This window comes from Hymenobacter psychrophilus, from assembly GCF_900107135.1.
Lineage (GTDB): Bacteria > Bacteroidota > Bacteroidia > Cytophagales > Hymenobacteraceae > Hymenobacter > Hymenobacter psychrophilus.
This window is the reverse complement of sequence record NZ_FNOV01000002.1, coordinates 218,236-242,308: the sequence shown is the minus strand read 5'-3', so window position 1 is coordinate 242,308 and position 24,073 is coordinate 218,236. Positions and strand designations below refer to the sequence as shown.

Here is a 24,073-nt window from a genome sequence, read left to right as displayed (position 1 = left end):
AGGAACGACGAGAGCAGGTAAATGGGCTTCAGAAAGGGCTTTAGGCAGAAGTCTCGCCCGCTAATATTCTAAAGAAGCTTCAAAAATAAACAATCAGCGCGGTTGTAACACCTCCGGCGCCCACGAAAGGCGAAGTAATTCCGGTAGTTTCCGGCCCCGGCCCGAAATAGCTACTTTTGTGCCCGTATTCGCCCCGATTTTTCCCGACCGATGACCATCGCCAAAACCTATATCCCCGCCAACGTTGAAGCCAAGTGGTACCAGCGCTGGCAGGAGCAGGGCTTTTTCAAAGCCAAGGCCAACCCCCGCAAGCAGCCCTATTCGGTCGTGATTCCGCCGCCCAACGTAACGGGCGTGCTGCACATGGGCCATATGCTCAACAATACCATTCAGGACGTGCTGGTGCGCCGGGCCCGGATGCAGGGCTTTGAGGCCTGCTGGGTGCCCGGCACCGACCACGCCTCCATTGCCACCGAGGCCAAAGTGGTGGCCTTGCTCAAGGAGCAGGGCATCGAGAAAAAGGACCTGACCCGGGAGCAGTTTTTGGAGCACGCTTTTGCCTGGAAGGAAAAGTACGGCGGCATTATTCTCGAGCAGCTTAAGCAGTTGGGCGCCTCCTGCGACTGGGACCGGACCCGCTTTACGATGGAGCCGGCCCTGACTGATGCCGTGCTGCGCACGTTCGTGGATCTGCACCAGAAGGGCCTCATCTACCGCGGCGTGCGCATGGTCAACTGGGACCCGCTGGGCCAGACGGCCTTGTCGGATGAGGAGGTCATCCCGAAGGACGTGATGGCCAAGATGTACTATTTGAAGTACGAGCTTTCAGCTGATAGCTTAAAGCTGTTAGCTGATAGCTCTCCGCCGACCGAAGCTAACAGCCAACAGCTATCAGCTAAAAGCTTAGTTATAGCTACTTCCCGCCCAGAAACCATTATGGCCGACGTGGCGGTGGCCGTGAACCCGAACGACCCGCGCTACACGCACCTGCACGGGGCGAAGCTGCGGATTCCGCTGCTGGGCCGCGAGATTCCGGTGATTCTGGACGAGTATGTGAGCATCGATTTCGGAACCGGGGCCCTGAAGGTGACGCCGGCCCACGACTTGAACGACTATGAGCTGGGCGTGAAGCACAAGCTACCCGTCATCGATATTCTGAACAACGACGGCACGCTCAACGAAAAAGCGCAGCTCTACGTGGGCCAGGACCGGTTCGCGGCCCGCCGCAACATTGTGAAGGACCTCGACGAGGCCGGCCACCTGGTGAAGGTGGAGGAGTACGCCAGCATCGTGCAGACCTCGGAGCGCACCAAGGCCGTAATTGAGCCGCGGCTGAGTTTGCAGTGGTTCCTGAAAATGGAACACTTGGCCAAGCCTGCGCTGGCGGTGGTCGAAAACGACACCGTGCAGCTGCACCCGGCCAAGTTCAAGAACACCTACCGGGTGTGGATGGAGAACGTGCGCGACTGGTGCATCTCGCGCCAGCTCTGGTGGGGCCAGCAGATTCCGGCCTACTACCTGCCCGACGGCACCTACGTGGTGGCCCTCACGCCCGACGAGGCGCTGGCTCAGGCCCGTGAGCAGACCGGCAACGCGGCGCTCCAGCTTACCGATTTGCGCCAGGATGAGGATGTGCTCGACACCTGGTTTTCGTCGTGGCTGTGGCCGATTTCGGTGTTCGATGGTTTCGCCGACCCCGACAACGCCGACGTCAACTACTTCTACCCCACCAACGACCTGGTAACGGGCCCGGACATCCTGTTTTTCTGGGTGGCGCGCATGATTATGGCCGGGCTGGAATTCCGCAAGGAAGTGCCCTTCCGCAACGTGTACCTCACCGGCATTGTGCGCGACGGCCAGGGCCGCAAAATGAGCAAGCAGCTCGGCAACTCGCCCGACCCGCTCGACCTGATTGCCCAGTTCGGGGCCGACGGGGTGCGCACCGGCATGCTGTTCTCGGCCCCGGCCGGCAACGATTTGCTCTATGATGAGAAGCTGGTGGAGCAGGGCCGCAACTTCACCAACAAGCTCTGGAACGCCTTCCGCCTGACCAAAGGCTGGGAAGTGGATGCCGCGCTTGCCTTCGTGAACGACAAGGCCGTGGAGTGGTTTGGCGCGCGCCTGCAGGCCGCCATTGCCGAGATGGACGAGCACTTCGTCAAATTTCGGATTTCGGATGCCCTGATGACGGTGTACAAGTTGGTCTGGGACGATTTCTGCTCGGTGTATCTGGAGATGATCAAGCCTGCCTACCAGGCTCCCATCGACCCCGAAACCCTGCGCCACACCAACGCCTACCTCGAAACGCTGCTGCGCCTGCTGCACCCGTTCATGCCCTTTATCACGGAGGAAATCTGGCACGAGCTGCAGGAGCGCGGCCCGAAAGAGTACGCCTGCGTGGCAGCCTGGCCCAAGCCCCAGTCCGTGGCCGAGGCGCCGGCCCTGCTGGCCCGCATGGCCCAGGCGCTGGAAATAGTGGGCGGCGTACGCACCATCCGCAACCAGAAGGGCCTCGGCCCCAACAAGCCCCTCACGCTGGCCGCTAAAACCACCGACCCCGCCCTGCAAACCCTGTTGGCCGACTACACCGGCATTATCCGCAAGCTGGCTGCCCTCACCGATATTTTGGTGGTCGAGGCCGCCCCGGCTGCCGCCGTGGGTTTCGTGGCCGGCGGGGCCGAGTTCTTCGTGCCCCTCGAAGGCCAGATTGACCTCGGGGCTGAGAAGGAGCGCCTGACCAAGGAAATCGACTATGCCCAAGGCTTCCGCGACTCGGTGAGCAAGAAGCTGAGCAATGAGAAGTTTGTGGCCAACGCCAAGCCCGAGCTGGTGGCGCGTGAGCGGCAGAAGCTGGCCGACGCCGAAGCCCAGATTGCGGCCCTGGAGCAGCAGCTGGCCGGGCTGTGAGTTCGGGTTGGTAAGTATCAGGTATGGGCAAGAGTTAGAAAGCTAGCTCTTGCCCATACCTGATAAAACGCCCATTTCTTTCCTGCTCATCCCCAAATCACCCTAAAGCGTCCCTATGCTTCAGCCACCTATTGCCGCCCGCCGACCCAAGCCGCTCGTTTCGCCCTTCGGCACCCGCACCGATGATTACTACTGGCTGCAGGAGCGCGACAACCCGGAAGTACTGGCCTACCTGGCGGCGGAAAACGCCTATTTCGAGGCCCAGATGGCGCCGGTGAAGGACTTGCAGGCGGCGCTGGTGCGCGAAATCAGGGGGCGGATTCAGGAGCAGGACGAGTCGGTGCCCTACCTCGATAACGGCTACTATTACTACGTGCGCTATGAAACCGGGGCCGAGTACCCGATTTACTGCCGCAAGCCGGGCAGCCTGGAGGCCCCTGAGCAGGTGCTGCTCGATGCCAACGAGCTGGCCGCCGGCCACGACTACTACCACCTTGGCGGCCTCGAAGTCAGCAATGACAACCGGGTGCTGGCCTACGCCGACGACACCGTGAGCCGCCGCCTCTACACGCTGCGCTTCCGCAACCTCGCAACCGGCCAGCCCTACCCCGAGGCCATTGCCAACACCAGCGGCAACGCCGTGTGGGCCACCGATAACCAGACCGTTTTCTACACCAAAAAGGACGAAAACACTCTGCTCGACTACCAGGTGTACCGCCACACGCTGGGTACCGACCCGGCCACCGATGTGCTGGTGTATGAGGAAACCGACAACACGTTCTACACCGCCGTCACGCGCTCGAAGTCGCGGGAGTACGTCTTCATCCAGCTCAGCAGCACGATGGCGGCCGAAACCTGGTTTCTACCCGCCGCCGACCCTACCGCCGCGCCCCAACTGCTGCTGGCCCGCGAGGCCGACCACCTCTACGAAGTGGAGCATTTCGGCGACGATTTCTACATCCTCTCCAACGATAAAGCCCCGAATTTCCGGCTGCTGAAAACGCCCGTGACGGCTCCGGGCAAGGAAAACTGGCAGGAGGTAATCGGGCACCGCGACAACGTGTTTTTAGAGAATATGGAGCTGCTGCGCGACTACCTGGTGCTGGGCGAGCGGCACGAGGGGCTGCTGAAGCTGCGCGTGCGCCCCTGGGCCGACCCCGCTCAAGCGCATTACCTGCCGTTCGGCGAGCCTACCTACACGGCCGCCATCGGCCTCAACCCCGAGTTCGATACCAGCGTGCTGCGCTACGTGTATTCCTCGCTCACGACGCCCACGTCCACCTTCGACTACGACCTGGCCACCCGCCGCAGCACCCTGCGCAAGGAGCAGCCCGTGCTGGGCGGCTTCCGCAAAGAGGACTACGTAACCGAGCGCCTCTACGCCCCGGCCGCCGACGGTACGCGCATCCCGATGTCAGTGGTATACAAAAAGGGCTTTAAGCCCGATGGCTCGGCCCCGCTGCTGCAATACGCCTACGGCTCCTACGGCCTCTCCATGGACGCCACGTTCAGCGCCGCCCGCCTGAGCTTGCTCGACCGGGGCTTCGCCTACGTCATCTGCCACATCCGGGGCGGGCAGGAGCTGGGCCGGCAGTGGTACGAAAGCGGCAAGAAGCTGCTCAAAAAGAACACTTTCACCGATTTCACCGACTGTTCGAAGTACCTGCTGGCCGAAAACTACACGGCCCCCGACCGCCTGTTTGCCATGGGCGGATCGGCCGGCGGGTTGCTGATGGGCGCCGTGGCCAACCTGCACCCCGAGCTCTACAAGGGCATTCTGGCGGCCGTGCCCTTCGTGGACGTGGTCACGACCATGCTCGACGACACCATCCCGCTCACGACGGGCGAGTACGACGAGTGGGGCAACCCCAACGAGCAGCAGTTCTACGACTACATGCTGTCTTACTCGCCCTACGACAACGTGCAAGCCCAGGCCTACCCCAACATGCTGGTAACAACCGGCCTGCACGACTCGCAGGTGCAGTACTTCGAGCCCGCCAAGTGGGTGGCCAAGCTGCGCCAGCTCAAAACCGACGACAACCTGCTGCTGCTCCACACCGACCTGGCCGCCGGCCACGGCGGAGCTTCGGGCCGCTTCAAATCCATCCACGATGTAGCCCGGCAGTTTGCCTTTATGCTGCTGTTGCTGGGCATGCGGGAGTAGGGGCGCTACGTTTGGCATGGCAGGCGTGGGCTGATGCTACGGCCCTCCCCGCTGCCCGAGCGGGCTACGTCTGCGGGCCTCGGGGCGGCCCCGAAAATATTCTGGCGCCGCCGTGCCACCCGGAAGTGAAAGTTGCGTCTGTAGCGCACGCCTGCTGACTTTCTCCGGTGGGGCCGGCCAATAGTAGGTAGGGGCGAACCGGGGAGGAGCGAGGCATTTTTTGATTAGCGAGAATGAAGAAGCAAGTACTTCTGCTGCTGCTGGCAGCCCCTACTACCCTGGCGTTGGCCCAGGCCCCCACCGGTTCCGGCCGCCCCACTGGCACCCCAACCCAGCAGCCTCAGTCTGGCACGGGCCGCGTGCTGGGTGTGGTGCTAGATGCCGCCACTAAGCAACCAGTGCCCTACGCCACGGTGGTGCTGCTGAACGCAGCAACCAAAAAAGCTGTCGATGGCACTTCGGCCGACGACAATGGGAAGTTCTCGATTCCGCGGGTGGCTGCCGGTACGTTCATCGTGCAGGTAAGCTTCATCGGCTACAAGAACTTCGAGAAGCCGGGCATCGTGATTACCGACGATGGCAACACGGTGAACCTGGGCAGCCTCAGCATCGAAAGCACGGCCCAGGCCCTGAAGGAAGTGGTAGTGGAAGGCCAGCGCGCCCTGATTGAGGAGAAGGTGGACCGCACGGTATACAACGCCGAAAAGGATGAAACTACCCGCGGCGGCGACGCCACCGACGTGCTGCGCCGCGTACCGCTGCTCAGCGTCGACCTCGACGGCAACGTGAGTTTGCGTGGCTCCAGCAACATCCGGGTGCTCATCAACAACCGCCCCAGCACCATCTCGGCCAACAGCATTGCCGATGCCCTCAAGCAGATTCCGGCCGACCAGATCAAGAGCGTGGAGGTGATTACCTCGCCCTCGGCCAAGTACGATGCCGAAGGCTCGGGTGGCATCATCAACATCGTAACCAAGCAGAACAACCTGCGCGGCTTCACGCTCGACACCCGCATCAGCGCCGGCTCGCGCAGCAGCAACCTGGGCCTGAGCGCGGCCTACCGCACCGGCAAAATGGGCTTCTCGTTCAACGCCGGGGGGCGGGGCCAGTACAACACGCCCGGCCGCTTCGAAAACGAGCAGCTCAGCTACCGTCTGCCCGCCAACAACGACCCCGCCAACCGCACGGCCGTCAGCCGCTCGCTGCAGCAGGCCGATACCCGCCAGAACAACGTGTTCGGGCGCTATTCGCTGGGCTGGGATTACGAAATCAACAAGCTCAACTTCGTGGCCGCCTCGGTGCAGATCGGCCAGCGCGACGGTACCAGCTACCAGGACGACCTGCGCTCGAACACCACCTTCTTCCGCGCCCAGGGTGATACGGTAATCAGCAGCCTGCGCGACGTAAAGGTGCTCGACAACTCCATCACGCTCGACGCCACGCTTAGCTATACGCGCACCTTCGAAAAGCCGCGCCAGGAGTTCAGCGTGCTGGGCCAGTACAGCCGCAACGTGCGCACCAACAACTTCACCAACGCCATCCGCGAGGGGCTGGGAGCGGGCAATCTGCTGCGCAACGTCAACGACAGCTATAACGAGGAGTACACGCTACAGGCCGACTACATCACGCCCATCAAGGAAAACCAGATTCTGGAGTTTGGGGCCAAGGATATTGTGCGCCGCGTGAACAGCGACTATACCACGCTGCTCAACGGCCAGCCCCAGGAGGGTCGGGGCCTGTCCAACATCTTCACCTACGACCAGAATGTGGCCGCCGCCTACGCCGCCTACACGCTCACGCTGCTGAAGAACTACACCTTCAAGCCCGGCGTCCGCTACGAGTACACCAGCATCAACGCCGATTTCAAAACCGAGCAGCAGGTGGAGCCTATTCCGTCGTACGGGGTGCTGGTGCCCAGCCTGAACCTCTCGCGCAAGCTCGCCAACGGCAACCTGCTGAAAGCGGCCTACAACCGCCGGATTCAGCGGCCGTCGCTGCAGTTTCTCAACCCCAACCGTCAGGCTTCCAACCCACTGCTGGTTACCATTGGCAACCCCGAGCTGCGGCCCGAGTACACCAACAACTACGAGTTGGCCTACAACACGTTCGTCAAGCAGACTTCGCTCAACTTCTCGGTGTTTGCGCGTAACACCACCGGCTCCATTCAGCCGGTGCGCACCACCAGCCTCGATACCATTATTACGCGTTTCGACAACATCGGCACCGAAAATGCCTACGGTGGCAGCCTGAGCGCCAACGTCAACATCAACAAGAAATTCACGCTCAGCGGTGGAACCGACGTGTTCTACGCCGTGCTCGACAACAACTCTTCCAACCCCGAGCTGGCGGCCAGCAACTCGGGCTGGGTGGCCAGCGGCCGGCTCAACGCCACGTACACCTTCGACAACGGCTGGGGTTTCCAGAGCTTCGCCTTCTATCGGGGGCGGCAGGTGCAGCTGCAGGGCTACCAGGGCGGTTTCGGTATCTATAGCTTAAGTGTGAAAAAGGACTTCGCCGAAAAGCGCGGCTCGTTCGGTATCGGCGCCGATAACTTCTTTACGCCCGAGTTTAAAATCCGCAGCCGCGTCGAGTCGCCGGTGCTCGACCAGAACAGCGTGAACGTGCTGCGCCGGGCCGGTGTCCGCGTCAACCTGAGCTACCGCATCGGCAAACTCACCACCGAGCAGCAGCCCCGCCGCCGCCGCCGCGCCATCAGCAACGACGACCTGAAGGAAGGCGGCACCGGCACCGATACCGGCGGCCAGCAGTAAGGTGAAACGGGAGGTGATGTTCCGGGGACTGACCGGCGCAAGTAGCGCAATCAGGCTCCAGAACGTCACCTCCCCATTTCACTGTCTCCCCGTCTTGCTATCTATCCCGCAAACTGTCGGGCACAGGTCCGCGCTTGATCTGGCTGAGTTTGTTCTGGAGCTGAAAGGTGACAATCTCGCAGTCGTGAAACCGTTGCTCAGCCTGCTTCAGCGCCGTTTCGGTGTTGGTAAGGCGCTGGTAGAGGAACAGGATGAGGCCGAGCGCAACCAGTAGCGCCGCCAATGGCAGGTATTTTTTCATGAGGAGGAATAACGAGTAAAAGCCAAAGGCCCGATTGGCGCAGCCGACCAGGCCATCGATAGGCAAAAGTAAGCCCAGGCCACCGAAAAGGCCCCGCCGTGTAACCACGACGGGGCCTTTTCCATACATCCTAAGCCCTAAGCCCTAAGCCCTAAGCCCTAAGCCCTAAGCCCTAAGCCCTAAGCCCTAAGCCCTAAGCCCTAAGCCCTAAGCCCTAGATGCTCGTGTTAGGGTCGAACTGCTCCAGGTAGTCGGCCACGCGGCGCACGAACATGCCGCCGAGCGAGCCATCGACCACGCGGTGGTCGTAGCTGTGGCTCAGGAACATGAAGTGGCGCACACCAATCAGGTCGCCCTGGGGCGTTTCGATGACGGCGGGCTTCTTTTTGATGGCGCCCACGGCCATGATGGCCACCTGGGGCTGCATGATGATGGGCGTGCCCATCACGTTGCCAAACGAGCCGACGTTGGACACGGTGTAGGTGCCGCCTTCCAGGTCTTCGGGCTTGAGCTTGTTGGTGCGGGCGCGGTTGGCCAAATCGTTCAGCTTCTTGCTCAGTCCATTAAGGTTGAGCTGGTCGGCGTTGTGAATAACCGGCACGATGAGGTTGCCCGAGGGCAGCGCCACGGCCACGCCAATGTTGATGTCGCGCTTTTTGATGATGTAGTCGCCATCGATGGAGACGTTGATCAGCGGGTAGTCCTGAATGGCGCGGGCAATGGCCTGGATGAAGATGGGGGTGAAGGTCAGGTTTTCGCCCTCGCGCTTCTTGTAGGCATCCTTGTGCTTGTTGCGCCAGTTCACGATGTCGGTCACGTCGGCCTCCACGAAGCTCGTTACGTGGGGCGAAATGCGTTTCGAGTCCACCATGCGCTGGGCAATCATCTTGCGCATCCGGTCCATCTCGATCAACTCCTGCCCACCACTGATGGAAGGTACTGCCTTGGTTGAAGTGGCAGCAGCCTGCGGCTTGGCAGCGGCCGGAGCGGCAGTTGGCGCGGCGGCCGGAGTAGCGGCAGCTGCCGGAGCAGCAGCAGCGGCCGGGGTAGCGGCCTGCGGCGTGAGGGGCTGTTTGCCGCCGGCCACGTAGTCGAGGATGTCTTTTTTGGTTACGCGGCCTTCGTTGCCCGTACCGGGCAGGTACTCCAGGTCGCCCATGCTGATGCCTTCTTCGCGGGCAATGCTCATCACCAGCGGCGAGTAGAAGCGGCCGGCCTGGGGCTGGGCGGCACCGGCAGCCGGGGGCGTCTCGGCCGGCACGTGGGGCACCTGGGCAGCAGCTGTAGCCGCGCCATTGTCGGAGGCGGCGGGCGCGGCCGGGGCAGCGGCGGGGGCCGGAGCGCCGGCGTTGGCGGCGTCGGTTTCAATCACGGCAATGGGTGCGCCCACCGCCACTACCTGGCCTTCCTCCACCAGAATTTCCTGCAGAACACCAGCGTGCAGGGCCGGAACTTCGGTATCAACCTTGTCGGTGGCCACTTCCAGCACCGATTCGTCCTGCTCGATGGCGTCGCCTACTTGTTTGAGCCATTTGAGAACGGTGCCTTCCATGATGGATTCGCCCATCTTGGGCATCGTCATTTCCATTCGTGCCATGCGGTCGGGATATTAATAGAGGTGGGTGGGGTGGGGTTTGGTGGTGCAAAGGTAACCAGAACTCGCAATGCGGAGAATTGGTGAGTTGCTGCCGTTCTCTCACTCCGGCACGCCGCCCGGCAAGTTCAGCCGTAGCAGGTTCAGGGCAGTGGTGGCGGTGAACTCCAGATTGAGCTGGCGGCCGCGGTCGAAGCTGATTTGCTTCGTGACGGTGCGGTGGGCGTCGGCGTAAGCTACGCAGATGGTGCCCACCGGCTTTTCGGGCGTGCCACCGTCGGGGCCGGCAATGCCGCTGGTAGCCAGCGCTACATCAACACCCAGGCGGCGGCGCAGGCCTTCGGCCATTTCAGCCACCACGGCTTCGCTTACGGCCCCATAGGTGGCCAAGGTTTCAGCCTGTACGCCCAGCTCCGCCATTTTCAGCTCATTAGAATATGCCACGAGGCTGCCCTGGTAGTAGCGCGAGGCGCCCGGCACGCTGGTAATACGGTGGGCCAATAGGCCGCCGGTGCAGCTCTCAGCCGTGCCTACCGTCAGGCTGCGCGTCATCAAGAGCTGGCCTACCGCTTCTTCCAGCTTGATTTCGCCCTCGGCGAAAATGTGAGAGCCCAGCAAGCGGCGTAGTTCGGGCAGCAGGGCCTCCATGCGAGCCAGCAGGTGGGGCTGGCCGTCGTCCTGGCCCGTCAGGCGCAGGCGCACGCCTCCCAGGTAAGGCAGGTAGGCTAGCTTCACGTAGGCCGGCAGGGCCGTTTCCCAGTCCTCAATCTGCTGGGCCAGAAACGACTCGCCCAGCCCCACCGTCTGCACTACCAGGTGCTCGATGGCGGGCGTCTGGAAGTGGGCCCGCAGGCGCGGCAGCACCTCGTGGGTCATCAGGTACTTCATCTCGTGGGGCACACCGGGCATGCTCACAAATACTACGCCGCCGTCTTCGAACCACATGCCGGGCGCCGTGCCCACGGCGTTGTGCAGCACCTGGCAATTGGCCGGCACCATGGCCTGCTGGCGGTTTACTTCTAGCATCGGCCGCTGGTAGCGGGCAAAAATGCCCTCCACATGGCGCAGCACGTTTTCATCGAGCACCAGCTCGGCACCGAAATAGCGGGCCAGCACGTGCTTGGTCAAATCGTCCTTGGTAGGACCCAGGCCGCCGGTCATCAGCACTACACGGGCCCGCTGCCGGGCCTGGTCGAGGGTGGCCACTATTTCATCGGCCCGGTCGGACACGCTCGTAATCTGGCGTACGCGCAAACCCAGCTTGCCTAGCTCCTGGCCCATAAAAGCCGAATTTGTATCGATAACCTGCCCGTAGAGCAGTTCATCGCCAATGGTCATAATTTCAACATCAGGCACCATGCGGAAGGGGAGAGGGAAGAAGTCAGGAAAAAAAGAAGTGGAAGGCAACGCCTGGCAGCGCGAAGGTAGCAGACGAAGCAGCATCCGGCCGGCGCTTAGAGTCCGGGCAGGGCTTCTGGGTTTTGCCTTTCAGCTTTACCAGCTGACGTTAAGTTTGGTCCGGTTTGTGCAAAACCCGCAGTATAACCGCTTCCTTTACGCCATGAACAACCGCTCTTTTCTCGCACTGCCCCTGTTGCTTCTGGGCCTGCAGCTGCCCGCCGCCGCGCAGTTCCGTTTTCCTAAACTGGGAGAAATCTTCAAAACCCTGCCCGCGCCCACTACCCGCCCCGGCACCACGACTGCCGGCACCAGCACCGGCATCGGTAATATAAGCCAGGATGAGGCCGCCCGTGGCCTCAAGGAGGCCCTTACGCTGGGTATCAGCAAAGGGGCCGACCAAGCCTCCAAAACCGACGGCTTTTACCTTAACCGCCTCATCCGCATCCCGTTCCCGCCCGATGCCCAGCGCGTAGCCACCACGCTCCGCACGCTGGGCCTGGGTAGCCAGGTCGATAAGTTTGAGCTGACGCTGAACCGCGGCGCCGAGCAGGCCGCCCAGAGTGCCAAGCCTATCTTCCTGACGGCCATCAAAAGCCTCACGTTTAAAGACGTATGGGGCATTCTGACGGGTGAGAATGACGCGGCCACCAACTACCTCAAGCGCACCACTACCGCGCAGCTCACCACCGCGTTCCAGCCCATCATGGAGCGTAGCCTCGGCCAGGTGGGCGCCACCAAGTACTACACCGACCTGACGACCCGCTACAACCGCATCCCGCTGGTTACGCCCGTCCAGACTGACCTCAACCAGTACGCCACCGGCAAGGCCATCGACGGCCTGTTCACGCTCGTGGCCCAGGAAGAGGCTAACATCCGCGAAAATCCCGTGGCCCGCACCACCGAAATCCTGCGCCGCGTGTTCGGCCGGGGATAAGGTGAGGGAGGCTACCGAAAAAACGCTGTCATCCTGAGCAAAGCGAAGGACCTATAAAGAAGCTAACGATTGATGTTGGCTTCTTTATAGGTCCTTCGCTTTGCTCAGGATGACAGCGTTTTATCCGCTTAATAAACTGCTGCTAATCGTAATCGGAGTTGCGGCCGCTGTTGCGGGAAGAGCCGGAGGAGCCATACTCGTCGTTTTCGTCGTCGGAAAAGTCGTTGTCGTCCAGGTCGTCGAGCGAGGTGAACTTGCCGCTGCTTTCGGGGTCGTTGCCGGCTTCGGCCTCATCAAACTCGTCTTCACTCATGTTGGCCAGGTCCAGCGCCTCATCGTGCGAGGAGCCGGTATCGCGCCACATTAGGTAGTCGGCGTATTTGGCTGCTAGGCGTTCCTCGGCCGAGCCCTGGGTTTTGCTGCCGCCGGCTTTGGCGAAGTTGTCCAGGGCGTCGTCGTCGCCAAAAAGGTCGTCGTCGTCGAAGTCGTCGTGCTGTGTCATGGCCTTGTCAGGGGCGGTAAAGGATGAAACGGATTGGGTTACAAAGATACGCGACGAAACCTTGCCAGGTTCCGTTCAAGCTGCCTGCTTGAGTTGTAAAAAGTCGCCTAGAGGGCCGCCTGGGCCCCGAAATCAGTGATGAGCAGTTGCTGAGAGCAAAAGTCGTACTCTTCGGGCACGTTGCTCGACACCAGCACCGTGCGGCCCGGCAGCGTGGCCGCTACGTGCTCGCGGTACCAGGCCACGCCGGTGCGGTCGAGGTTGGTGGTCGGCTCGTCCAGGAGTAGCAGCGGGGCATCGGCGTAGAGGGCCAGGGCCAGTTTGAGGCGCTGTTTCATGCCACTCGAAAAATCCCGAATGAGTTTGTGGCGCGACTTTTCGAGGTACATCAGGCGCACCAGCTCGTCACTCGACATGCCGGGCTGCAGGGGCTTAAAGCGGGTGTGAAATCGGATAAGCTCGGTCAGCGTCAACTCCTCAATCAACTCCAGATAGGGTGCGGCATAAGCCAGCCGTTGCGGCACGTCTTCCACGGCCACCGCCCGGCCGTTCTCCTGGTATTCCACCGTGCCCTGGGTGGGAAAAATCTGGCCCGAAAGCGTGTTAAGCAGCGTACTCTTGCCGGCCCCGTTCGGCCCCAGTATGGCCGTGGCCGAACCCGCGGCAAACGTATGGGTCAGCCCCCGAAAAATCCACTCCCGCGCAAACCGCTTGCTCAGTCCGGTGGCCGTAATCTGCATTCGTTGAGGTGTTGAGGGCTTAGGATGTTCAGTAGGAGCGGGGTTTGCCCCTGCCCGCCGGTAGGAACTCTTGAACGGCCGTACTTGAATTTGTTCTACAAGCTTGTTCAACGGCGGGCGGGGGCAAGCCTCGCCCCTACGTCGTTCTTCCACCCCAGCTCCCTACTCGCCGCTGTTGTAGGAGCCGCGGCCGTAGCCTTTGATGACGCCGCGGCCGGAATTGCGGATGAAGTTTACCACTTCGTCGCGTTCCGGCGAAGGGGCCAACTCCAGTTCAATCTGTTCGAGGGCGGCGGCGTTGTTGAGGCCGCTCATAAACAGCAGGCGGTAAAGCTGCTGAATCTCAGAAATTTTCTGATCCGAAAACCCCCGGCGGCGCAGCCCGATGCTGTTGATGCCGGCGTAGCTCAGCGGCTCGCGGCCCGCCTTCACGAAGGGCGGCACATCCTTGCGAATCAGCGAGCCACCCGAAATCATAGCGTGCTGGCCAACGCGCACAAACTGATGAATGGCTGAGGAGCCCCCGATAATGGCATAGTCGCCGATTTCGACGTGGCCGGCTACCTGCACGGTGTTAGCCAGAATGCAGTTGTCGCCGATAACGCAGTCGTGGGCCACGTGCACGTAGGCCATCAACAGGCAGTTGCTGCCAATCACGGTTTTCAGCCGGTCCACGGTACCGCGGTTTACCGTCACGCACTCCCGAATCACCGTGTTGTCGCCGATATGCACGGTGGTTCTTTCACCGGCAAACTTCAGGTCCTGGGGCTGGGCGGCAATAACGGCCCCCGGAAAAATCCGGCAGTTCTTGCCAATGCGGGCCCCGGCCATAATCGTGACGTTGGGGCCAATCCAGGTGCCTTCCCCGATTTCCACGTCCTTGTCAATGGTCGTAAACGGCTCCACTACCACGTTCTGGGCAATGATGGCCTCGGGGTGAATATAGGCGAGCGGCTGGGTCATTCTTTTTTTAATTAGTAATTAAGAATTAATAATTAAGAATTTCCCCGTTGGCTCAAGTAGCGCACAAAACAGCGAATTATTCATTCTTAATTACCAATTACTAATTCAGATTAATTGTTCTTTTTCACAATGCTGGCCGACATTTCGGCCTCCATCACCACCTTGCCACTCACGTAGGCCTTGCCGCTCATCTTGGCGATGCCCCGCTTGATGGGCGCCGTCAACTCGCACTTAAAGATGATCGTGTCGCCGGGTTTCACCATGCGGCGGAAGCGGCAGTTTTCGATGCCCAGGAAATAAGTCCAGTAGTTTTCGGGATCGGGCACGGTGTTGAGTACCAGAATGCCGCCAGTCTGGGCCATGGCCTCAATCTGGAGCACGCCCGGCATCACGGGGTTGCCCGGAAAATGGCCGGCGAAAAACTGTTCGTTGAAAGTTACATTCTTGACACCCGTTACCGTAGTGGCGTCGAGGTGAATGATTTTGTCAATCAGCAGGAACGGGTAGCGGTGGGGCAGGGTGGCGGCAATCTGGTTGATGTCCATCACCGGCTCGCGACTCGGGTCGTAGGTCGGGATGGGGCTGGTATGGGCCTCCATCATCTTTTTCTTGATGCGCTTGGCGAAGGCCACGTTGGCCGCGTGCCCCGGCCGGGCGGCCAGAATCTGGCCTTTCAGCGGCCGGCCCACCAGGGCCAGGTCGCCTACCAAATCGAGCAGCTTGTGGCGGGCGGGCTCGTTTTTGTAGCGCAAATCCACATTGTTGAGGATGCCCTCCTTCTTAACCGACACCTTGGGCTTGCCCAGCATCGTGGCCAGTTCACTTAGCTCATCGTCGCTCACCACGCGGTCCACGACCACAATGGCGTTGCTTAAATCACCGCCCTTGATAAGGTTGGACTTGTAGAGTGCCTCCAGCTCGTGCAGAAAGCAGAACGTGCGCGACGAGCCGATTTCGGCGGCAAACTGGGTGATGTCGGTGAGCGAGGCGTGCTGGGAGCCCAGCACCGGCGAATTGTAGTCTACCATTACCGTGAGACGGTAATCGTTGAGCGGCAAAGCGGCAATTTCTACTGAGCGGGCGTTGTCGAGGTAGCGGATTTCGGCCGGAATCTCGTAATAGTTGCGCAGCGCGTTCTGTTCCTCTAAGCCCGCGGCCTGTAGCGGCTTGATGAACTCGAAGCTGGAGCCATCCATGATGGGCGGCTCGGGGCCGTCGAGCTGGATGAGCACGTTGTCGATCTGTAGGCCTACCAGCGCGGCCAGCGTGTGCTCCACGGTGTTTACGCGGGCGCCGTTTTGCTCAATAGTTGTACCGCGCGAGAGGTCCACCACGTTGTCCACATCAGCTTCCACAATGGGCTGGCCGGGCAAATCGATGCGCTGAAACTTATAGCCGTGGTTGATGGGGGCCGGACAAAACGTCATGGTGGCTACCACCCCCGTATGCAGCCCGATACCGCTAACGGTGACGCGGGCCTTGATGGTGTGTTGCTTGTCGTTCATCTAAAGGAGCTAGAAGCTGAGGAAGCTAGAAGCTGGAAGAAAAGTCAATGGGGAAGGCTGAGAGCAGCAAAATCGGAACAGGGCAGCCAACGAATTCTAACTCCTGGCTTCCCCGAGCTTCTAACTCCTTTCAGAAACGCAAAGTTAGCGCTTTTCCGGCGGCTGGGCTTGCTGTTCGAGCAGGCGCAGGCGGCGCTCCAACTCGGGCAGGTGCCGAAAAATAGCGTTGGCCCGCAGGCTGTCGCGCAGGCCGAAGGCGGGGGAGCCCTGCAGCAGCACACCTTCCTGCTTGATGGATTTGCCCACGCCCGACTGGGCCGTGACGGTGGTGCGGTTGGCCAGCGTGAGGTGGCCGGCCATGCCTACCTGCCCCGCCAGCACGCAGAAATCCCCGATTTTAGTGGAGCCCGACACGCCCGTTTGCGACGCAATAACCGTGTGACGGCCGACCTCCACGTTGTGGGCCAGCTGCACGAGGTTGTCGATTTTGGCCCCTTCGCGGATGATGGTGGAGCCCAGCGTGGCGCAGTCGATGGTGGCGTTGGCCCCGATGCTCACGTTGTCTTCGAGCACCACATTACCGATTTGCGGAATAGTGCGGTAGGAGCCATCGGGCTGGGGCGCGAACCCGAACCCATCGGAGCCAATAACGGCCCCGGCGTGCACCACGCAGCGCTGCCCAATCACGGTTTCGGCGTAGATTCTGGCCCCGGCATACAGAATGGTGCCGTCGCCGATTTTCACCCGGTCGCCAATAAATACGTGCGGAAAAATCACCACATCGGCCCCGATTTCGCAGTTCTCGCCGATGTAGGAGAAGGCCCCACGATAGTGGTTGGCCCCGATGCGGGCGCTGGTGGCCATATAAGCCGGCTCTTCCACCCCACGCTTGCCAGTGCGGCTGGCCTGCTGATAAAATTCGAGCAGGGCCGTGAAGCTGGTGTAGGGGTCGTCAACGCGGATCAGGGCGGCCGTTACGGGCTTTTTCAACTCCAGCGTGCGGCTCACGATAACCACCGTGGCCTCGGTAGAATAGAGGTAAGGCTCGTATTTGGGGTTGGAAAGAAACGAGAGCGAGCCCATGCGCGCTTCCTCAATCTTGGCCAGCCGGTTTACTTGCTGGGTACTATCGCCCTCCACGGTGCCGTGCAGAACCTCGGCTATCTGACCTACGGTAAATTCCATGAGGGCAAAAGTAGGGGTTAGTGACTAGTGATTAGTGGTTAGTGGTTAGGGCCGTTTCAACTGCAGCAAACCACCGCGTTTGAAGTTATTGAACAACAGCTGTTTCAATAGTAATGCCTGACATTCTTCGTTCTACTCAGAATGGCGTTCTTCCACTAACCACTAACCACTAACCACTAACCACTAACCACTAACCACTAACCACTAACTACTAACCACTGATCAAAGGATTTCCTTGGGGTAGCAGATGTAGTGCTTTTCCACGCGCTGGCTCAGGGCCTTGATGTTGGGCAGGTCGGAGGCCTCGGCGGCATTGACTACTTCGCCGCGCTTGGTGAGCACGTCGATGGAATCGTGGCCGTCGGCGTCGTAGGCGTTGTTGCTGATGCGGCCGGTTAGCATGAGCTGGGCCGCGTCGGCGAGGCTCAGCTCGAAGCGGGTGGCAATGAGCTCCACAATGCCGAGCTGGAATTCTTCGTCGAAGGGTTCGGTCTGGAGCGTGATTTTGAACAGGTGCCGGTCGAGCAGGCTTTGGGCCAGGTAGCGCAATACCGTGTCGGGGTGGTCGGCCCAGAGTTTTACGGCCCCCCACACGTCGGTGTCGTCGAGGCGGGCGAAGCGGCGCAGGATGGTGTCGTCGGTTTCGAATTGCTCCTGCGTGACGTTGCGGGTCAGGAAGAACTGCAGGTTGGGCGAGGCGGGTACTTCGGTGCCGCCACGCGCCAGGTCGCGGGCCCGCTGCATAATGCGAATAACCATCTGCTCGGCGCTGGTAACGGTTTTGTGCAAATACACCTGCCAGTACATCAGCCGCCGGCTCACCAGAAAGTTCTCGATGCTGTACACGGCCTTTTCCTCCAGCACCAGCCGCTCGTCTACCACGGTCAGCATTTTAATGAGGCGGTCGGCACCCGGGCGGCCTTCCTGCACGCCGGTATAAAACGAGTCGCGGTTGAGGTAATCGAGCCGGTCCATATCGAGCTGGCTGCTAACGAGCTGGTGAAAGAACGGCCGCGCGTAGGTGCCCTGGAAGATGGCAATAGCCAAATCCAGCGCCCCGCCAAATTCGGCGTTAAGCTTGCGCATGATGTGCAGGCTCACGGCTTCGTGGTGTATATCGTAAAAAATGCTGCGCTCCAATGCGTGGGACAGGGGCCCGTGGCCGATGTCGTGCAGCAGAATGGCTGCCATGGCCGCCTCGCCCTCGGCCGCCGAAATGTTCACGCCCTTGTCTTTGAGCGTGCGCAGGGCCAGCGACATAAGGTGCATAGCCCCCAGCGCATGGTGAAAGCGCGTGTGCAGCGCCCCCGGGTACACGAACATCGTCAGGCCCAACTGCTGAATCCGGCGCAGGCGCTGGAAATACGTGTGCTCAATCAGGTCGAAAAGCAGCTCGGTCGGGATGGTGACGAAGCCGTAGACAGGGTCGTTGAAAATCTTCTTTTTATTCATCGGGAGCTCGGGAAAGCGGCGGGTTTTCAGGTGGTTGTGCGGGGCTTGAAGTAAGGGCCGCAAAACACACTAGTAGGCTCAGTTGTATAGCTACGAGGACTCAAGCCGTTGATTTTTGGTTTCTTTACGGCTGAGTTGGTCTGAAATGGCGCCAGCGCAGAAAAATATAACAACCTAAAGGCAAGGATTGGGAGTAAAGCTACTTATGAAACCGCCGCCGCAACTTTTGCCGGCAGCCCGACATCTTTGAACTACCCGGCCGGCCCACCATTTTGGCCAAGGTAGTTTTCTTCGCGCCGGACATCGGTCCGGGCTTTCTTGTGTAACTCTCAACCCGCCATATGCAATACAGTATCCTCTGGGCCGATGACGAAATCGACCTGCTTAAGCCGCACATCCTCTTTCTGAAAGAGAAAGGCTACGACGTAACCGCCGTCAATTCCGGTACCGACGCGGTGGAGGAAATCCAGGAAAAAACCTACGACATCGTTTTCCTCGACGAGAACATGCCCGGCCTGACGGGCCTCGAAACCCTCACCGAAATCAAGGCTCTACGCCCCACCGTGCCGGTTATCATGATAACCAAGAGCGAGGAGGAGCACATAATGGAGGAGGCCATCGGTAGCAAAATTGCCGATTACCTCATCAAGCCCGTCAACCCGAACCAGATTCTGCTGGCCGTAAAGAAGGTGCTCGACAACAAGCGCCTCGTGAGCGAGAAAACCAACTCGGGCTACCAGCGCGACTTCCGCCAGCTGGGCATGCAGTTTGGCGACCGGCTCAGCCCCACCGAGTGGGCCGACGTGTACAAGAAGCTGGTGTACTGGGAGTTGGAAATCAACGAAACCGAGGGCAAGAGCATGGCCGAGGTCTTCAACATGCAGAAGGACGAGGCCAACACCTACTTCGGCCGCTTTATTCAGGAAAACTACGAGGACTGGCTGCACGGCGACGCCGACGCGCCGCTCATGTCGCACCAGCTGTTCAAGGAGCGGGTGTTTCCGCTGCTTAAGGAAACCGGCGACACGCCCGTGTACTTCATGCTCATCGACAACCTGCGCTACGACCAATGGAAGGTGCTGGAGCCGATTATCGCGGAGATGTTTACCGTCGATTCGGAGGAAACCTACTACAGCATTCTGCCCACTACCACGGCCTACGCCCGCAATGCCATTTTCTCGGGCATGATGCCGAGCGAAATCCAGAAGAAATACCCTAACCTGTGGGTATGGGACGACGACGACGAGGGCAAGAACCTGCACGAGGCGGAGTTTCTGGAAATTATGTTCCAGAAGGCCAACCAGAAGCATAAGTTCAGCTACCACAAGGTAACCAACCTGCAGGCCGGCAAGGACTTGCTGGGCAAAATGGCCAACCTGCACAACAACTACAAGCTCAACGTCATCGTCTACAACTTCGTGGATATGCTGAGCCACGCCCGCACCGACATGGCCATGATCCGGGAGCTGGCGGCCGACGAATCGGCGTACCGCAGCCTGACCAAATCGTGGTTCCTGCACTCGCCGCTGTACGAAATGTTCCAGCAGATTGCCGAGCGCAAGGGCAAGGTCATCATCACCACCGACCACGGCACGATTCGCGTAAAGCGGCCCTACAAAATCGTGGGCGACCGGAACACGAATACCAACCTGCGCTACAAGCACGGCAAAAACCTGGGCTTCGACGACAGCAAGGACGTGTACACCGTGCGCAAGCCCGATAACATTTTCCTGCCCCGCGAAAACGTGAGCACCGCCTACGTGTTCACGGTCGGCGACTTCTTCTTCGCCTACCCCAACAACTACAATTACTACGTGAACTACTACAAGGACACGTTCCAGCACGGCGGCATCTCCCTGGAGGAGTGTATCATCCCGTACGTCACGCTGAGCCCAAAAGGGTAGGGGGATAAATCAACGAAAACAGAAAAGGCCGGTCAGTTGACCGGCCTTTTCTGTTTTTTAGTCCGAACCCCATCGGATTGTTTTAGCGTGACAAGTATTGCGCCGTTGTTGGCGCTGGAGCCATATAAAGTGGTAGCTTGAGCACGCTGAAGAACGGATATTCTTTGAATTTCAGCCGGATTCAATAACTTAAACTGTTCGGCAGAAATCGGACGACCGTCTACAACGTAAAGCGGTTCGTTGCCGGGCTTTAGTGTATTGTAACAAATGATTCGAAAAGACTTAGACGGCGTTGAGTCCGGCGGTAGCACTGCAGTGACTAACCGCGGCGTTAAAGCCTGCGCGAGCAGGGCATCGGGCGTAAGCAGTATAAATAAAGCTGACCAATAAAAATGGATGTGCATGGGCAGAAGATAATTGTTGAAATGTGAAACATCTATCTCATAACAGATGTCTTTGTAACGCAAATTCCATACGATGACTAAAGAAAAGGGCCGCCAGTTATGGCGGCCCTTTTCTTTTAAGTCTTAAACACAAGGCTGCAGTTGCTTACCGCAGTGCCTCCAACGCCGCCCGCAGCCGGGGTAGCGCCGCCGCAATAGCCTCGGCCGAGGCGCCGCCCACCGACATCCGGAACCACGGCGCGGTGCCGTCGGTGCCAAAGGCGCTGAAGGGCACCAGCGCCAGCTTCGCCTCGCTGATGAGGTAAGACGTGATTCGCTGGGTGGTTTCGAGGTGCTGGCCGGCGGGCGTGCTGCGGCCCAGCACGTCGAGCTTGGCGGTGAGGTAGATGGCCCCCTGGGGTACCAGCGAATCAACAGGCAGGCCCTCGGCCTTCAGGGCCTGCAGGCCCTCGTGCAGCAAGTTCAGGCTATGTTGGATTTTCTGCCTGAAAGCGGCCATATATGTGTCAACGGCTTCGGTCTGGGGCAGGTACTGGCCCACGGCCACCTGCTCGGCCTTGGGGGCCCAGGCGCCTACGTGGCCCAGGATGGCCTTCATCTTGTTGATGACTTCGCTCGGCCCAAAGGCGTAGCCTACCCGTACGCCGGTGGCGGCCAGGCACTTCGAGATGCCGTCGATGTAAATGGTGTAGTCGCGTAGGGCGGGGCGCAGGCTCACGGGGTCGTAGTGCTCGGTGGCGCCGAAGGTCAGCAGCCAGTAAATCTGGTCGTAGAGCAGGTAGAGCGGCTTTTCATTGGGGCCGCGGCGCTGATTTTCGGCCAGCACCAAGTCGCAGATGGCTTCCAGATCTTCGCGGCTGAATACGGTGCCGGTGGGGTTGAGCGGGGAGCACAGGGCCAGTAGCGTGGCGCCGGGCAGGTGCGGGGCCAGCTCGGCGGCGGTGGGCATAAAGTTATTTTCGGCCCGGGTTTCCACTGTTATGGCCTCGGCGCCCGAAAGGTGGCAGTAATGGTTGTTGTTCCAGCTCGGCACCGGAAATACCACCTGGTCGCCGGCATCCACCAGGGCCAGGTAGGTGGCATAAATGAGCGGCCGCGAACCGCCGGCCACCAGAAAATCGGTGGCCGGGTATGCCAGGCCCAGGCGGCTGGCGGTGAAGGCTGCCGCCGCCTCGCGCAGGCCAGCCATGCCGTTGGCGGGCGGGTAGTTGGTCTGCCCGGCCTCGTAGGCGGACATAATTCCGTCCTTCAGCTCGGCCGGAATCGGGTATTCGGTTGGGTCGAAGTCGCCGATGGTGAGGTTGCAGATTTGCTCGCCCCGGCGAATCATGTCGTTGACCTCGTTGCCGATTTTGATGATTTCGGAGCCAATCAGGCCCGCGGCCATTTTCGAAACGTGCATGGTAATGGTTGGTTTAGGTCGAAAGGAAAGCTGGCTAAAAGTACGCAATGGCTACCGGTTTGGCCCCCCGACCGGCTGGTGTACCTTTGCCACTATGCGTACGATTACCATTTCCAGTCTGGCCGACCTACCCGCCGCCGCCGCCCAGGTGCGGGCCGCCCTTGAGGGCTACACCATCATCTGTTTCGAAGGCGAGATGGGGGCCGGCAAAACCACCTTCATCAAGGCCCTGTGCCGCGAGCTGGGCGTGGCCGATGAAGTTAGCAGCCCCACTTTCGCGCTCGTAAATGAGTACCGCACGGCCGCCGACACTCCCGTGTACCACTTCGATTTCTACCGCCTCGATGAGCCTGCCGAAGCCGAGGGAATCGGCGCTTCGGAGTACTTCGATTCTGGCTATCTTTGCTTGGTTGAGTGGCCTGGCCGCGTGGCACCCCTGCTACCCGACCACCGTCTTACGCTCACGCTCACCGTAACCGGGCCCGCCTCGCGGGAATTAAAAATTGAGAACTAAAAGTCGAAAATTACTCTGCTGGCGGCCAGTCCGACCCCAAAGGAGCTGTTCTCGATTTTTTAATTCTTCACTTTTAATTTTTAATTAAAAAAAGATGCCCCAAGCAGTACCATCCGGCTTCGAGTCGCTGGCCGCCAGCCGCGCCTATTTCACCCAGGAATCGATGCTGGCCGTGGAAACGCGCAAGCGGAAACTGTTTATCGGGCTGCCCCGCGAAACGTCGCTGCAGGAAAACCGCATCTGCCTTACGCCCGAGGCCGTGAAGCACTTGGTGGAAGGAGGGCACGAGATTCTGCTCGAAAGCGGGGCCGGCGAGCCCAGCCGCTACTCCGACCACGCGTACTCCGAGGCCGGGGCCACCATTGCCTACTCGCAGAAAGAGGTATTCGAGGCCGATATCATCCTGAAAGTGGCCCCTGCCACCTACGACGAGATGGAGTACCTGCGGGCCGGCCAGACGCTGATTTCGGCCCTGCAGTTCGGTACGCTCACGGCCGATTACATCACGGCTCTGCTGCGCAAGAAGATCAACGCCATCAGCTTCGAGCTGATAAAGGACCCGAGCGGAGCGCGGCCGGTGGTGCGGGCCATGTCGGAAATTGCGGGCTCGACGGTGATGCTGGTGGCCGCCGAGTACCTGGCGGCCCGGGGCGGCGACGAGGGCAAGGGCATCATTCTGGGCGGAATTACCGGCGTGCCGCCTTCGCAGGTGGTTATTCTGGGAGCCGGCACGGTGGCCGAGTATTCGGCCCGGGCCGCCATTGGGCTGGGCGCCGAGGTGAAGGTGTTCGACAACCACCTCTACAAACTGCGCCGCCTCAAGCAGAACCTGGGCCAGCCCCAGCTCTACACCAGCACCCTCGATACGTTCGCCCTCAACCAGCAAATCCGCCGCGCCGATGTGGTAATCGGGGCGCTGAACCCCGAAGAGGGCCGCATTCCGTTCATGGTTTCCGAGGAGGCGGTGTCGCAGATGTCGCCCGGCTCGGTAATTATCGACGTCAGCATCGACCAGGGCGGCTGCTTTGAAACCAGCGAGATTACCAGCCATGCCAAGCCCGTTTTCCGCAAGTACGACGTTATCCATTACTGCGTGCCCAATATTGCCTCGCGGGTACCGCGCACGGCTACTAACGCGCTGAGCAACATTTTTACGCCCATTCTGCAGGAAATCAGCCAGCACGGCGGCGTAAACGAGGTGCTGTTCACCAACGAGCATTTCCGCTCGGGCGTGTACGCCTACAAAGGCTCGCTCACGAATGCCAGCATCGCCCGCCGCTTCAATATGCGCTACAAAGAGCTGGCCCTGATGATTGCCGTGCGCAACTAACAGACCACGGATTAGCGCGGATTTTAACGGATTGCACAGATTTTGTAGCCCGCTGCAACTTCTGAACTTGATTCGGACTCTTGAGAAAAATTCAGCTATC

Annotated in this window: 18 protein-coding genes; 7 read left to right on the top strand and 11 right to left on the bottom strand. The window is 60.2% G+C overall.

The window, feature by feature from the left end:
* Positions 1-210: 210 nt before the first annotated feature.
* From BLW21_RS03490 to BLW21_RS03480, 3 genes are all read left to right on the top strand, one after another.
* Positions 211-2,907: a valine--tRNA ligase gene (locus BLW21_RS03490; RefSeq protein ID WP_092737969.1), complete on the top strand. Its 2,697-nt coding sequence runs from the start codon at positions 211-213 to the stop codon at positions 2,905-2,907.
* 115 nt (positions 2,908-3,022) lie between these two features.
* The gene (locus tag BLW21_RS03485) at positions 3,023-5,071 is read left to right on the top strand and encodes a S9 family peptidase (protein ID WP_092737967.1); all 2,049 of its coding nucleotides are present in this window, start codon (positions 3,023-3,025) and stop codon (positions 5,069-5,071) included.
* A gap of 233 nt (positions 5,072-5,304) precedes the next feature.
* Positions 5,305-7,842 carry a TonB-dependent receptor gene (locus BLW21_RS03480; protein ID WP_092737965.1) on the top strand — a complete coding sequence of 846 codons (2,538 nt, stop codon included), beginning with the start codon at positions 5,305-5,307 and terminating at the stop codon, positions 7,840-7,842.
* 97 nt (positions 7,843-7,939) lie between these two features.
* Here the strand turns inward: BLW21_RS03480 and BLW21_RS03475 are convergent, their stop codons facing one another.
* From BLW21_RS03475 to BLW21_RS03465, 3 genes are all read right to left on the bottom strand, one after another.
* Positions 7,940-8,143 (bottom strand): hypothetical protein, encoded by a 204-nt coding sequence (locus BLW21_RS03475; protein ID WP_139255068.1) that lies wholly within the window; start codon positions 8,141-8,143, stop codon positions 7,940-7,942.
* A 214-nt stretch (positions 8,144-8,357) separates the two neighbouring features.
* Positions 8,358-9,740 carry a dihydrolipoamide acetyltransferase family protein gene (locus BLW21_RS03470; protein WP_092737961.1) on the bottom strand — a complete coding sequence of 461 codons (1,383 nt, stop codon included), beginning with the start codon at positions 9,738-9,740 and terminating at the stop codon, positions 8,358-8,360.
* A 99-nt stretch (positions 9,741-9,839) separates the two neighbouring features.
* Positions 9,840-11,096 (bottom strand): competence/damage-inducible protein A, encoded by a 1,257-nt coding sequence (locus tag BLW21_RS03465; RefSeq protein WP_092737959.1) that lies wholly within the window; start codon positions 11,094-11,096, stop codon positions 9,840-9,842.
* A 202-nt stretch (positions 11,097-11,298) separates the two neighbouring features.
* On the opposite strand from BLW21_RS03465, the gene BLW21_RS03460 reads away from it, so the two are divergent.
* Positions 11,299-12,072, top strand: a complete 774-nt coding sequence (locus BLW21_RS03460) for a DUF4197 domain-containing protein (protein ID WP_092738325.1) — start codon at positions 11,299-11,301, stop codon at positions 12,070-12,072.
* A 142-nt stretch (positions 12,073-12,214) separates the two neighbouring features.
* On the opposite strand, the gene BLW21_RS03455 is transcribed toward BLW21_RS03460, so the two are convergent.
* The 6 genes from BLW21_RS03455 to BLW21_RS03430 form a co-directional block, all read right to left on the bottom strand.
* On the bottom strand, positions 12,215-12,574 hold the full coding sequence (locus BLW21_RS03455) for a hypothetical protein (protein ID WP_092737957.1): 360 nt from the start codon (positions 12,572-12,574) through the stop codon (positions 12,215-12,217).
* Positions 12,575-12,681: 107 nt separating this feature from the next.
* Positions 12,682-13,314 carry an ABC transporter ATP-binding protein gene (locus BLW21_RS03450; protein WP_092737955.1) on the bottom strand — a complete coding sequence of 211 codons (633 nt, stop codon included), beginning with the start codon at positions 13,312-13,314 and terminating at the stop codon, positions 12,682-12,684.
* Positions 13,315-13,476: 162 nt separating this feature from the next.
* Positions 13,477-14,277: an acyl-ACP--UDP-N-acetylglucosamine O-acyltransferase gene (lpxA, locus tag BLW21_RS03445; protein WP_092737953.1), complete on the bottom strand. Its 801-nt coding sequence runs from the start codon at positions 14,275-14,277 to the stop codon at positions 13,477-13,479.
* A 110-nt stretch (positions 14,278-14,387) separates the two neighbouring features.
* Positions 14,388-15,782, bottom strand: coding sequence for a bifunctional UDP-3-O-[3-hydroxymyristoyl] N-acetylglucosamine deacetylase/3-hydroxyacyl-ACP dehydratase (locus BLW21_RS03440; protein ID WP_092737951.1), 1,395 nt, complete (start codon positions 15,780-15,782; stop codon positions 14,388-14,390).
* A 144-nt stretch (positions 15,783-15,926) separates the two neighbouring features.
* Positions 15,927-16,967 carry a UDP-3-O-(3-hydroxymyristoyl)glucosamine N-acyltransferase gene (gene lpxD, locus BLW21_RS03435; protein WP_092737948.1) on the bottom strand — a complete coding sequence of 347 codons (1,041 nt, stop codon included), beginning with the start codon at positions 16,965-16,967 and terminating at the stop codon, positions 15,927-15,929.
* 222 nt (positions 16,968-17,189) lie between these two features.
* Positions 17,190-18,419, bottom strand: a complete 1,230-nt coding sequence (locus BLW21_RS03430; protein ID WP_092738324.1) for an HD domain-containing protein — start codon at positions 18,417-18,419, stop codon at positions 17,190-17,192.
* Between the two features lie 341 nt (positions 18,420-18,760).
* On the opposite strand from BLW21_RS03430, the gene porX reads away from it, so the two are divergent.
* Positions 18,761-20,323: a T9SS response regulator signal transducer PorX gene (porX, locus tag BLW21_RS03425; RefSeq protein WP_092737946.1), complete on the top strand. Its 1,563-nt coding sequence runs from the start codon at positions 18,761-18,763 to the stop codon at positions 20,321-20,323.
* Between the two features lie 32 nt (positions 20,324-20,355).
* Here porX and BLW21_RS03420 read toward each other — a convergent pair whose 3' ends face one another.
* Positions 20,356-20,727 (bottom strand): TonB-dependent receptor plug domain-containing protein, encoded by a 372-nt coding sequence (locus BLW21_RS03420; protein ID WP_092737944.1) that lies wholly within the window; start codon positions 20,725-20,727, stop codon positions 20,356-20,358.
* Between the two features lie 145 nt (positions 20,728-20,872).
* Positions 20,873-22,129 (bottom strand): pyridoxal phosphate-dependent aminotransferase, encoded by a 1,257-nt coding sequence (locus tag BLW21_RS03415; RefSeq protein WP_092737942.1) that lies wholly within the window; start codon positions 22,127-22,129, stop codon positions 20,873-20,875.
* Positions 22,130-22,223: 94 nt separating this feature from the next.
* Between BLW21_RS03415 and tsaE the strand changes: the two genes are divergently transcribed.
* Together tsaE and BLW21_RS03405 are read left to right on the top strand one after the other, a co-directional pair.
* Positions 22,224-22,643, top strand: a complete 420-nt coding sequence (gene tsaE / locus BLW21_RS03410; RefSeq protein WP_092737940.1) for a tRNA (adenosine(37)-N6)-threonylcarbamoyltransferase complex ATPase subunit type 1 TsaE — start codon at positions 22,224-22,226, stop codon at positions 22,641-22,643.
* Positions 22,644-22,737: 94 nt separating this feature from the next.
* Positions 22,738-23,973 (top strand): alanine dehydrogenase, encoded by a 1,236-nt coding sequence (locus BLW21_RS03405; protein ID WP_092737938.1) that lies wholly within the window; start codon positions 22,738-22,740, stop codon positions 23,971-23,973.
* Positions 23,974-24,073: the final 100 nt, after the last annotated feature.

Coding starts and splice junctions, on each gene's coding strand:
- BLW21_RS03490 (WP_092737969.1), top strand. CDS start 211: ATGACCATCGCCAAAACCTATATCCCCGCCAACGTTGAAGCCAAGTGG.
- BLW21_RS03485 (WP_092737967.1), top strand. CDS start 3,023: ATGCTTCAGCCACCTATTGCCGCCCGCCGACCCAAGCCGCTCGTTTCG.
- BLW21_RS03480 (WP_092737965.1), top strand. CDS start 5,305: ATGAAGAAGCAAGTACTTCTGCTGCTGCTGGCAGCCCCTACTACCCTG.
- BLW21_RS03475 (WP_139255068.1), bottom strand. CDS start 8,143: ATGAAAAAATACCTGCCATTGGCGGCGCTACTGGTTGCGCTCGGCCTC.
- BLW21_RS03470 (WP_092737961.1), bottom strand. CDS start 9,740: ATGGCACGAATGGAAATGACGATGCCCAAGATGGGCGAATCCATCATG.
- BLW21_RS03465 (WP_092737959.1), bottom strand. CDS start 11,096: ATGGTGCCTGATGTTGAAATTATGACCATTGGCGATGAACTGCTCTAC.
- BLW21_RS03460 (WP_092738325.1), top strand. CDS start 11,299: ATGAACAACCGCTCTTTTCTCGCACTGCCCCTGTTGCTTCTGGGCCTG.
- BLW21_RS03455 (WP_092737957.1), bottom strand. CDS start 12,574: ATGACACAGCACGACGACTTCGACGACGACGACCTTTTTGGCGACGAC.
- BLW21_RS03450 (WP_092737955.1), bottom strand. CDS start 13,314: ATGCAGATTACGGCCACCGGACTGAGCAAGCGGTTTGCGCGGGAGTGG.
- lpxA (WP_092737953.1), bottom strand. CDS start 14,277: ATGACCCAGCCGCTCGCCTATATTCACCCCGAGGCCATCATTGCCCAG.
- BLW21_RS03440 (WP_092737951.1), bottom strand. CDS start 15,782: ATGAACGACAAGCAACACACCATCAAGGCCCGCGTCACCGTTAGCGGT.
- lpxD (WP_092737948.1), bottom strand. CDS start 16,967: ATGGAATTTACCGTAGGTCAGATAGCCGAGGTTCTGCACGGCACCGTG.
- BLW21_RS03430 (WP_092738324.1), bottom strand. CDS start 18,419: ATGAATAAAAAGAAGATTTTCAACGACCCTGTCTACGGCTTCGTCACC.
- porX (WP_092737946.1), top strand. CDS start 18,761: ATGCAATACAGTATCCTCTGGGCCGATGACGAAATCGACCTGCTTAAG.
- BLW21_RS03420 (WP_092737944.1), bottom strand. CDS start 20,727: ATGCACATCCATTTTTATTGGTCAGCTTTATTTATACTGCTTACGCCC.
- BLW21_RS03415 (WP_092737942.1), bottom strand. CDS start 22,129: ATGCACGTTTCGAAAATGGCCGCGGGCCTGATTGGCTCCGAAATCATC.
- tsaE (WP_092737940.1), top strand. CDS start 22,224: ATGCGTACGATTACCATTTCCAGTCTGGCCGACCTACCCGCCGCCGCC.
- BLW21_RS03405 (WP_092737938.1), top strand. CDS start 22,738: ATGCCCCAAGCAGTACCATCCGGCTTCGAGTCGCTGGCCGCCAGCCGC.